At 53.7% G+C, this 10,759-nt stretch carries 9 protein-coding genes; 6 read left to right on the top strand and 3 right to left on the bottom strand.

All coding sequences use genetic code 11. From position 1 onward, the window contains the following. Positions 1-636 precede the first annotated feature (636 nt). The 6 genes from JUK32_RS07535 (at position 637) to JUK32_RS07510 (ending at position 5,466) form a co-directional block, all read left to right on the top strand. Positions 637-939 carry an RNA-binding protein gene (locus JUK32_RS07535; RefSeq protein WP_204138238.1) on the top strand — a complete coding sequence of 101 codons (303 nt, stop codon included), beginning with the start codon at positions 637-639 and terminating at the stop codon, positions 937-939. Positions 940-1,250: 311 nt separating this feature from the next. Continuing rightward, on the top strand, positions 1,251-1,487 hold the full coding sequence (locus JUK32_RS07530) for an RNA-binding S4 domain-containing protein (protein WP_204138237.1): 237 nt from the start codon (positions 1,251-1,253) through the stop codon (positions 1,485-1,487). Positions 1,488-1,583: 96 nt separating this feature from the next. Continuing rightward, entirely contained in the window at positions 1,584-2,303 is a 720-nt protein-coding gene (locus JUK32_RS07525) for an SIMPL domain-containing protein (RefSeq protein ID WP_309224508.1), read from the top strand. Positions 2,304-2,634: 331 nt separating this feature from the next. Then, on the top strand, positions 2,635-3,636 hold the full coding sequence (locus JUK32_RS07520; protein ID WP_204138236.1) for a metal ABC transporter substrate-binding protein: 1,002 nt from the start codon (positions 2,635-2,637) through the stop codon (positions 3,634-3,636). A 109-nt stretch (positions 3,637-3,745) separates the two neighbouring features. Next, positions 3,746-4,531: a metal ABC transporter ATP-binding protein gene (locus tag JUK32_RS07515; RefSeq protein WP_204138235.1), complete on the top strand. Its 786-nt coding sequence runs from the start codon at positions 3,746-3,748 to the stop codon at positions 4,529-4,531. After that, on the top strand, positions 4,528-5,466 hold the full coding sequence (locus JUK32_RS07510) for a metal ABC transporter permease (protein ID WP_204138234.1): 939 nt from the start codon (positions 4,528-4,530) through the stop codon (positions 5,464-5,466). The genes JUK32_RS07515 and JUK32_RS07510 overlap by 4 nt, the downstream gene beginning before the upstream one ends. 723 nt (positions 5,467-6,189) lie before the next feature. Here JUK32_RS07510 and opcA read toward each other — a convergent pair. From opcA to fbp, 3 genes are all read right to left on the bottom strand, one after another. Next, entirely contained in the window at positions 6,190-7,530 is a 1,341-nt protein-coding gene (opcA, locus tag JUK32_RS07505; protein ID WP_204138233.1) for a glucose-6-phosphate dehydrogenase assembly protein OpcA, read from the bottom strand. 133 nt (positions 7,531-7,663) lie between these two features. After that, entirely contained in the window at positions 7,664-9,193 is a 1,530-nt protein-coding gene (gene zwf / locus JUK32_RS07500; RefSeq protein WP_204138232.1) for a glucose-6-phosphate dehydrogenase, read from the bottom strand. Between the two features lie 127 nt (positions 9,194-9,320). Continuing rightward, positions 9,321-10,376 (bottom strand): class 1 fructose-bisphosphatase, encoded by a 1,056-nt coding sequence (gene fbp / locus JUK32_RS07495; protein ID WP_204138231.1) that lies wholly within the window; start codon positions 10,374-10,376, stop codon positions 9,321-9,323. Positions 10,377-10,759 lie beyond the last annotated feature (383 nt).

The raw sequence follows: 10,759 nt of genomic DNA, 5'->3' as shown, positions 1-10,759 counted from the left end.
AGGGGCTCAGGAAATTTGAGGCCATCTTTCAGGGATGGTCACTAGCCCAGGAGGGATTTATGTGTACTTAGTAGCCTCACGCACCGGGAGGTGGCAGCGCTCACGGCGCTTTGTCCTCGGCAGCTTCACCAGTTCCGACGTTCCTGCCCAAGGGCCAACCGATTGCCGCTGGCCGCTGTGAGCTGGACTCGGGATTCAAATTCAGTTGATGCGTCGATTACTGACTGGTCTCAACAGCCTGCGTTTCGAGATATGTCTAGACCATTAAAGATTATTTGAACCAAGGGGTAGCGATCGCTCAAAAAACTGAGCGGGATATGAAATTTCCAGATTCTTTGACATTTCCTAGATCCTTAATTAGCGACCATGATTGAGGGTACATAACTCTTAATCATTTACTTGAATGATGCTTGCAGGCTTGGAACACAGTCTTTCGGCACAACTTCAAGCAGGTTTTACTCACTGGCTAGATGGCTGTTAGCCCAGATTGCCGACATGTGAGGTGGACTACTAAGGTTCAAATTTTAATCAGCTATGATCGCGCCAACATCTCTCAAAGTTGCCGTCTTCTACAGACATTTCATAAGCAACTAGGTGAGATATCGGATCTACTTTTAGGTTTGTTTGGAGAGTACTGTGACTATTTACATCGGTAATTTGTCATTTCAAGCGGAGGAGGATGATCTCCGGGGAGTGTTTGCTGACTACGGCGAAGTTAAGCGCATCAGCTTGCCCACCGATCGGGAAACGGGCCGCAAGCGGGGATTTGCCTTTGTTGACATGGCAGAAGACGCCCATGAAGATAAGGCGATCGCCGCGCTAGATGGCGCTGAGTGGCTCGGGCGTGAGTTGCGAGTGAATAAGGCTCGCCCCCGCAATGACAACGGTGGTGGGCGACGCAGCGAGGGCGGCGATCGCTTCAGGAGTAATCCGCTCTAAGTCATCGCCTGGGGAACGGTAACAGAGTTAAATATGACGAGGTAGACTCAGCCTTGCTCGGAATTTTGCCAGACGGCCCCACGGCGAAAGTTGCTGAGGACAATACGGGCAACCAGATGCCCGCAGTCATTCATGATGTAGTTTGGGTGAGTTAAAAGCGGTGAGTTGCAGACGTTCGCCATTGTGAATTGCTGTCGGTCACCGCTTTTGCGCTGTGGGGGCGGTGCTACGAGCAAATTCGGCTCGGGCGGGGGGCGATCGCGTCATTATTGCCCCGTACACTAAAAGGAAAGCTGAGGCAAAAAATCACGATGGGTACGACAGCAACAGGCGAACCGTTCATCAAGTTAGATCAATTCCTAAAGTGGCAGCAGGTCGTACAATCGGGCGGCCAGGCTAAGCAACTGATTCAAAATGGTGAGGTGGAAGTCAACGGCGAAATGGAATTGCGGCGCGGTCGCAAGCTGTTTGCCGGGGATGTCGTTGCCATTGACGATTTGGTGTTTGAGGTACACATGGCGGGAGCGGCGGAAGCTAGCGATTCATGAAGTCACGCCAGCGGAGCGTTGCCAAAATCGCAACATTGGCCTGCTCAGCGTTAACGGCTGGCATGGTAGAGACAGTTGTTGCTGGAAGTAGGAATCGTGAGGAAAGTATTTTCGACTGCTTGTTTGGGATGGGCGCTGTGGGCCGGGGTCGGCATGATGGCTCCGATGGTCACTCCGCCCGCGATCGCGCAAGAAGCCGCCATGCGAGTATTAACCGTCACTGGTCAGGGGGAAGAAAATATTGCAACCGCCATTGCTCAGGTGGATTTGGGGGTTGAGGTTGAAGCCGCAACCGCCGAAGCGGCCCAAGCTGAGGCCGCCCAGCGATCGACGGCAGTGGTGGCCTTGCTCCGCGATCGCAACGTCGAGCAGCTACAAACTACGGGCATCCGACTCAATCCCCAATATCGCAACTTTGACAATCAGCGCGACTTGACGGGATACATCGCTACCAACACCGTCAGCTTTGAAATGCCCATCGACACCGTGGGCGCGTTGTTGGATGAGGCTGTTGCGGTTGGGGCCACCCGCATTCAAGGGGTAAGCTTTCGGGCCAGCGATGCGGCCATTGAGGTGGCTCGCAATGTGGCTTTACAGCGGGCGGTTGCTGATGCTCAGACTCAGGCTCAAGTCGTGTTGGGCACTCTAGATTTCAATGCCGAAGAAATCGTCAGCATTCAAATCAATGGTGCAGCGCCGCCGATGCCCATTCCCCAACCCCGGTTGGCAGCGGCGGACTCACTCGCTGAGGCGACCCCGGTGATTGGCGGCGAGCAAACCGTGAACGCGACTGTCACGTTGCAAATCCGCTACTAAACCACATCCAGTTCAGGAACTGTTTTGGCGTAGTCGATTTCCGGTCTCTGACGAGGGCAACGCCTTAATTGGGGCAAACTGGCCAGGTACCGAATTCACCTCACCCTAAAACAAGCCGCCGGATGAGCCACCATCTGGCGGCTTGTGGCTGTCATGTCCCCGAGCGCAAAACGACACGCAGAGCTAGTCCCAGAATTTTGTTCCCATCGTGTTGCTGTGAGCAGCGTTAAGCTCCCCCAGGTCGGAGAGTTCGAGATCGCCCCACTGGTGACTATTTCAAAAATGAGGTAAAAATGAAATATGAAACGATTGTGAAAAGCATTTCCTCGTTATGGCAACATCACTTTCTGTCAAAGGTATATTGGTGGCCTCTGGTCTGGCGCTCGGGGTCTGGCTGACGGGCTGCGGAACCCCCGAAACGACTCCCTCTTCGTCATCTCAAGATATCGTGGCAACGCCTGAATTGGCCGCAGACACCCCTTCAGAGGCCGAATCTACAGGCAAAAAGCAGGTGCTGACCACCTTTACCGTGTTGGCCGACATGGCGCAAAACGTCGCTGGCGATAAGCTTGACGTGCAGTCCATTACTCGCATCGGGGCCGAAATTCACGGCTATGAGCCGACCCCCAGCGACATTGTGAAGGCTCAAGACGCTGACTTATTGCTCTACAACGGGATGAATCTGGAGCGCTGGTTTGAGCAATTTCTCGGCAATGTGGCAGATGTCCCCGCTGTGCTGTTGACCGAAGGCATCGAGCCCATTCCCATTGCCGAGGGGCCGTATACCGATAAGCCCAATCCCCACGCCTGGATGTCGCCCCGCAACGCCCTGATCTATGTCGAAAATATTCGCCAAGCCTTTGTGGCCCTCGACCCGGACAATGCGGACACCTACAACGCCAATGCCGCCGCCTATAGCGAAAAGTTGAAAGCGATCGACGCGCAACTCTCCGCTGATTTGGCGCAAGTGCCCGATGACCAGCGCTATCTCGTCAGTTGCGAAGGAGCCTTCTCCTACCTCGCACGGGACTACGGCATGCAGGAAGTCTACATGTGGCCCATCAACGCCGAGCAGCAATTCACCCCCAAGCAGGTACAGACCGTCATTGAACAGGTCAAAACCAGCGACGTACCCACCATTTTTTGTGAAAGTACCGTCAGCGACGAAGGGCAGAAACAAGTCGCCGAAGCTACCGGAGCCCGCTTTGGTGGCAACCTCTACGTCGATTCCTTGTCCACGGAGGAAGGCCCGGTGCCCACCTTTCTTGACCTGTTGGAATATGACGCGCGGGTGATTGCAAACGGCTTACTGGCCGGGACGAATGCGGAGTAAGCCGTCAAAGGGCCAAGGGGCTGGGCACCAACTCTAGTTACCAGATCAACCCACAGTCCTGAATCCAAAACCAAAAATTCAAAATTCAAAATTCAACAATTTACTTGCCATGCCAACCCCGTCTCCTCGTTTTGATATTGCCGTTGATAACGTCAGTGTGACTTACAACAACGCGCGCTTAGCGCTGTATAACGCCAGTTGTACCGTTGAGCCCGGTACGATTACGGCGTTGGTGGGGCCGAACGGGTCGGGAAAATCAACGCTCTTCAAATCCATCATGGGATTTTTGCAGCCGAACCAGGGGCGGGTGCGGGTCGGTGGCTTGCCGGTGCAGAAGGCGCAAAAGCGGCAGTTGATGGCCTATGTGCCCCAGGCGGACGAAGTGGATTGGAACTTTCCTGTCAGCGTGTTTGACGTGGTGATGATGGGGCGCTACGGCTACATGAATCTGCTGCGGATTCCCAGCCCGAAAGACCGCCGTTTGGTGATGGAAAGTCTAGAGCGCGTGGGTATGGTCAAGTATCGCGATCGCCAAATCGGGGAACTTTCGGGCGGTCAAAAGAAGCGGGCTTTTCTCGCCCGGGCCTTGGCCCAGGAAGGCAAGGTGATCTTGCTGGATGAACCGTTTACCGGGGTGGATGTCAAAACCGAGAAGCGCATGATTGATCTGCTGCTGCAACTGCGGGCAGAAGGCCACACGATTCTCATTTCGACTCACGATTTGGCCTCGATTTCGACATTTTGCGATCGCGTTATTTTGCTCAACCGCACCATTTTGGCGGAAGGCAACACCGCAGACACCTTTACAAAAGAGAACTTGGAAATGACTTTTGGCGGTTTGCCCCTCACTAAACTGCATCAAGTGTTTGATGGGGTTGAGGTGCAGGCATCGTGAATCAGCTCGTGATGGCCTCAGCCCTGTGGGATTGGCTGGTAGAGCCGTTTCAATATGCGTTTTTGGTGCGGGCAATTTGGGTTAGTGCCTTTGTGGGGCTGGTCTGTGCGGTGCTATCCTGCTACATCACCCTCAAGGGCTGGTCGCTCATGGGGGATGCCATTTCCCATGCGGTGGTGCCGGGGGTGGTGGTGGCTTACGCGCTGAATATTCCCTTTGCGATCGGGGCGTTTGTTTTCGGCTTTGGGGCGACGGTAGCGATCGGCTACATCAAATCCAAAACGCGACTCAAAGAAGACGCCGTCATTGGCATTGTCTTCACCGGATTTTTTGCCCTCGGACTGGTGATGATCACCAAAATTCCGAGCAATGTGGATCTGTTTCACATCCTCTTTGGCAATGTCCTCGGAATCTCTCGCTCAGATATCATTCAAACCTTGATTGCCGGATGTTTAACGCTGATTGTGATCTTGCTGCGCCGCAAAGACCTACTGCTCTACTGCTTTGACCCCAATCATGCCAAGGCGATCGGGCTGCGCACTGGGGTGATGTATTACACCTTGCTCAGTGTGTTGGCTCTGACGATTGTCGCGGCGCTGCAAACCGCAGGCATCATTTTGGTGATTTCCATGCTGGTGACGCCGGGGTCGATTGGGTATTTGTTGAGCGATCGCTTCGACCATATGCTGCTCTATTCCGTCGGCAGCAGTGTTTTTTCCTGCGTCTTTGGCACCTACCTGAGCTACCACTTTGATCTATCGACCGGTGGCACCATCGTTGTCGTGCTCACGGGGCTGTTTATCCTGGCGATGATTTTTGCCCCCAAGTACGGTATTTTGGCCCAAGCATTGCGTCAGCGATTGTCCTCTGGACAGGCTTCGCCAACACCCTACTCACCCGACGAAGAATCCAACATCATGGCCGATCACCCCTAGAAAAATGGCCCTTAGCAAAAATCGAGCTGATGGAATTAACAACAGGCGCATCAACTAGGAATATCGCAAAATCCAAAAGGCAAAGTTCAACATTCAAAAGTGAAACCCTCTAGGCACAAGGCTTTTGAGATTTTAAGGTGCGCGAACCTAACAGCGGATTGCTATCTTCCATGAACATAACCGCCGCCGCCAAGTTGCGAGCCCAGCCTGGAACCCTATGCAGTTTGTAGGCTGGCAGGGTCAGAGTTCGCAGCGTTGTGGCTGGGCTTTGGGAATGCCTGAAAGCACTTTGTTAGAGAGACCTGTGAGGAAACAAGCAGTGGGAGCGGGGCATCAAGCGCATCTGCAGACCCTTGAGGATAAGATTCGGTTCGAATGAACGAGCAAAATTCAGCATTTGCCTCCCTTCGTCGCCCCCATGCTGATACCATTGGCGAAACATTTTGCAACCAATTTAGCCGCCGTCAGCCCGATCATCAATTGACCAGGCTGAAAGCCAAAGTTCTCTCAATAGGACTGATTTGAGCCAGAGTCCACTTTAGTGAATGGTCGCTTTGAGCCTCGCACTTGAGTTCTAGACTCACCAGGGATTCAGCGTTCAAACCCCGTATATTTTTGAAAGTTGATTTCGCCTTCCTAATTCTGGGAACCCAACGGCAAAATCTTCCCATCGAGGGATTTAATGTGACCTACTCCCGGGAAATGTCCGCTGAATCCCTTTAATTACGGGCACAAGCGCAGAATCTGATCCGCCATGGCGAGGCTTTCTTGATAAAGCACATCTTCACCCCAGCGCTGGAGTTGCTGGCTCAAGATCAGGTCAGCCCGTTGATCAGAAATGGCACTCACCTCTTCGACGCGGCAAGCCTGGGCACCGCCGCCAGCCTCCATCCGCATACAGCCCGTTGTTTCTGAACAGAGGATGGTACAGCAATCAGCTTCTTGATTGTCGGAGGTCAGCCGAATGCCAATCAGGTCGCCAATGACTTCGCCAACGTCCGCCACGGGAATCGCTGCTAACTCGGCTTCTACCTCACGTTGTCCCCCCAAGCTGCTTTGCAAATAGACCTTCCGAATGCCGTAGTCACCGCCTTCGTGAACATAACGGGTGGGTGTCCAACCGAGACGACTAGCAAACCACCCGAGGAATAGCAAGGCCTGCGCGGCGTTGCCAGGTTCATGATCGATGCTGATATGGTCAACTTCGGCCAGGGCATCCCGCCGCTCGGGGGGATCAAAGGCCTCCGCTGTCAGCTCCTGCCAGGGGAAAAGGCGATGCCAGTTGAGGTCGGCGATATATTTACCCGTTTCGGTAATTTCTTGAATCTTATTCAGTTCCGACTCGGCGTCACTGAAGTAGCTGGAATCGACGATTAGGCAATTACTCGTCTCAGAAAGTTGGCTGAATAAAGTCTGTTCGGGATTGGGGGTTGCCTTCCACCAAACAAACTTGGGTAGATCGCCAATCATCAGGGAGGAGACGATGCCAGCGACTTGATCAAGCGCTGCCTTAGATCCGCGCAGAGTGATGTATTCACAGCAAATCAGATTGCTCACGTTGCGCTTTTGCACGGGGCAATAGGCCGAGACTTGGGCAGTAACGTTGTCGTCATTCCCATCCAGAGTCGGACACAGGGTAATAACGCGGCAAGGATTTTGGGCCGCGATCGCCTCATTCAGATTAAACCCCCGCAAATCAGCATTCGCAAACGCTTGCTGGCTATCGGATAAGTTGGCATACTCTTGCCGCAGTCGAGATAGCGTCACTTCATCGACTCGGCCTGTCACCCGTAGACCGTAAGCCATTTGCGCTTGGCGAATCGCCTCCCGCGTTTTCGGGCCATGCATGCCGTCGATCACCTCCTTATAGAAAGTCAGCGCGGCGAGCAATTGCTGAAACTCTTCCGGTTCGTAAACCACAATGCTAAAGGTGCTGGCACGGGTCGCCATCGGAGCCGTGGCCCCATCGTTTTGACTCCGCCAAATATTCCGCAGTTCGCTCTCGATTTCCTCGATCGAAATGCCTTTCGGTTTTTGTAGCGCAACAAGGGGGGTAGTGGTCATATCAGCTTCAGAGATGAGGGACAGAGTCGAGCTAGTCTTCTAAATCGTCAGTCAAATCGAGTCGCAATGCAGTGTCAGATGCGCACTTATGCTACCGGATTTCTCCCGTAGTCCGGAGAACTTAAGGATGATGCTAGAGTCGTCGCCAGCGGCGGTTGTCGCAATTCAACAATAATTCCGACTCCACTGGTCCCCAGGTGCCTGCTTCATACATGGGAATCACATCAGGATCCGCTGGGGCATCCCAAACCTCCAACAGCGGCGTCAGCATCCGCCAAGATGCTTCCACTTCATCCCCTCGCGTGAACAGAGTTTGATCGCCCAACATACAATCGACCAAAAGGCGACCGTAGGCTTCCGTGCTGGGCTTACCAAAGGCCGCATCATAGCGGAAATCCATCTCTACTGTTCGCGTCCGCAGCGAGTTCCCCGGCGTCTTCACTTCAAAGCGCATCGAAATGCCTTCGTCGGGCTGAATCCGCAGCGCCAAGACATTGTGGTTCAACTGCTTCGCCGCCGACTGAAACATCATGAACGGCACTTCTTTAAAGTGGATGGAAATTTCCGATACCTTCTTGGGCATCCGCTTGCCCGTCCGCATGTAAAACGGCACCCCTTTCCAGCGCCAGTTATCGACCATTAGCTTCAGGGCGGCATAGGTCGGGGTCGTCGAGGTGTCGCTGGCCCCCTCTTCAGACCGATAGCTGGGCACCTGCTTGCCGTTCATCCAACCGGGGGCATATTGACCGCGGACGGCACACTTAGAAAGATCTTCCAAGTCGGCCAAATGGGTGGCTTGCAGCACCTTGACTTTTTCACTGCGAATGCTGTCGGCATCGAGCGAATTGGGCGCTTCCATCGCTGTCAAGCAAAAGAGCTGCATCAGGTGATTTTGCACCATGTCGCGCAGCGCCCCCGAGGTTTCGTAGTAGCCCGCGCGGCCTTCCAAGCCCACCGTTTCCGCCACGGTGATTTGCACGTGATCCACAAATTGTCGATTCCACAACGGCTCAAAGATGGCATTCGCAAACCTGAAGACCATCAGGTTTTGCACCGTCTCTTTGCCCAAATAATGGTCGATGCGGTAAACTTGCTCTTCTTTGCAGACCTCCTGCACCACCCGGTTGAGCACTCGCGCTGAACCGATATCCTTGCCAAAGGGTTTTTCAATCACCAGGCGCTGCTTGCTGGGGTCGCTGAGCATCCCAGCTCCGCCGAGCTGACGCGCCGCTTCGCCAAAGAATCGCGGTGCAACGGATAGATAAAACACCCGATTGCCGCGAGTCCCGCGCTTTTCGTCCAGCTCTGCCAAAAAGGCTTTGAGCTTCTGATAGCTTTCTGGTTGGTCGATATTGGCGGGGCAATAGTACAGCCCGTCAGCAAAGTTGTTCCAGACCGCTTCGTTGCCGAGACCGCCCCCAAATTCTTCCACGCCTTCTCGCATGTGCTCACGAAAGAATTCGTGGCTCCACTCACGTCGGGCTACGCCGACAATGGTGAGTTCGGGAGGCAAGCGGCGATCGATCTTCATCTGGTATAGCGCGGGCACGAGTTTGCGCTGGGTCAGGTCGCCAGAGGCACCAAAGATGACCAAAATCTGCGGGTCGGGAATGCGATCTTGTTGCAGGCCAACGCGCAAAGGATTTTCGAGCAGACTAACCATAGATATTGCGGGGGGCTAAATGAACAGAAGCAAGGCAAACGAAATATGGAGCAATTAATCCGAGCGTTTAGCAAAGTGAATTGCCGCAATCTAGACATTTGTGGGCGCGATCGCTACCCAGATGAACTTAGGGAGCCGAGATCGGCGCTTGTTCGCGCAGCCGCTCTTGCACAAACGATTCCACTAGGGCCACATCTTCCGTGCTGCCGATGACTAGCGGCGTGCGCTGATGCAGTTCCGCTGGTACCACGTCGAGCAAGCGTTCCGTGCCGGTGCTGGCGCGGCCACCGGCTTGCTCAATCAAAAATGCTAAAGGCGCAGTTTCATACAGCAACCGCAACTTGCCGGCGGGATTTTTCTTGGTGCCAGGGTACAAAAAGACGCCTCCCTGCATCAAGATGCGGTGAAAGTCGCCCACCAGAGCCCCGCTGTAGCGTGAGGAATACCCTTGATGTCGATGCACGTAGCGGGTAAAGTCGCGAATTGACTCTTCCCACTGCCAAAAGTTGCCCTCATTCACGCTGTAGGTCGGCCCGTGCTGAGGTACCTGAATATTTTCGGCGGTGAGAATGAATTCGCCCAAACTGGGATCAAGGGTAAAGGAATGAACGCCGTTACCAATCGAATAAACTAGCACCGTCGTTGGGCCGTAGAGAATGTAGCCGGCAGCGAGTTGATCGCGTCCGTGGGTCAACAAATCAGCCGCCGTCTGATCCAGATCGTCATCAGTTTGGCGACGGATGGCAAAGATTGACCCCACATTTAGGTTGATGTCAACATTCGAGGAACCATCAATCGGGTCATACAGCAGGGTGTAACGGCCAATGGGGCAATTTTCTGGAATGTAGTAAGGCTCGTCCATTTCTTCGGAGGCCAGCCGACACACCAACCCGCTTTGCTTGAACACCGAGATAAACACGTCGTTAGCAAAGACGTCCATTTTCTTGACGTCCTCACCCTGCACATTCGTCTTGCCCGTAAAGCCTAGGGTGTCAGCCACCAGACCAGACCGGGATAGGTGACGCGAAATAAGCTTGCCGGCCAAAGCAATGCGGTTCATCAAGGCGCTTAGGTCCTGGGCTTCGGGGCCAAAACTTTGTAGCTGCTGGAGCACGTGGCGCGACAACGTCGTGCAGTCACGGTCAAGGGTATGTTCGGAAGACGGTTGATAACTTTCAACCATGCAGGACTCCTGTGAGGACGGCAATCACGAGAAACTGGCCGTGCAGGCGATGATGCCTCATTGAGCGGGCAGTCGTCCTAGCGGCCAGTCGATCTCTAGTCTTTATAGTAAAAAGCTTGTCGCCAAAGCCCGGAAGTCTTTATGTCAGCTAAAGATTAGCCTATGCAGAAGATTGATTTTTTCGAGGTGCGTTAACCGGAGAAGACAACCATCATTTTCAAGAGCTCGGTAATATCGATAGTCGGAACAGTCGTGTTGAGGGTAGTTTCCTGTCCTTATATTCCTAGTCACTTCCCGGCTGAGATTTTTCTCCATCAAAGTGATTGACAGTTAGGAGTGGAGTCGCTATATTGGTAAAGCGCTGAAGGGGAGCGACGCCAAAC

The sequence above is a fragment of the Halomicronema sp. CCY15110 genome (assembly GCF_016888165.1).
Taxonomy (GTDB): domain Bacteria; phylum Cyanobacteriota; class Cyanobacteriia; order Phormidesmidales; family Phormidesmidaceae; genus Halomicronema.
Note: the sequence above shows the minus strand (reverse complement) of the source record. Positions and strands in the feature narration are given on the sequence as shown.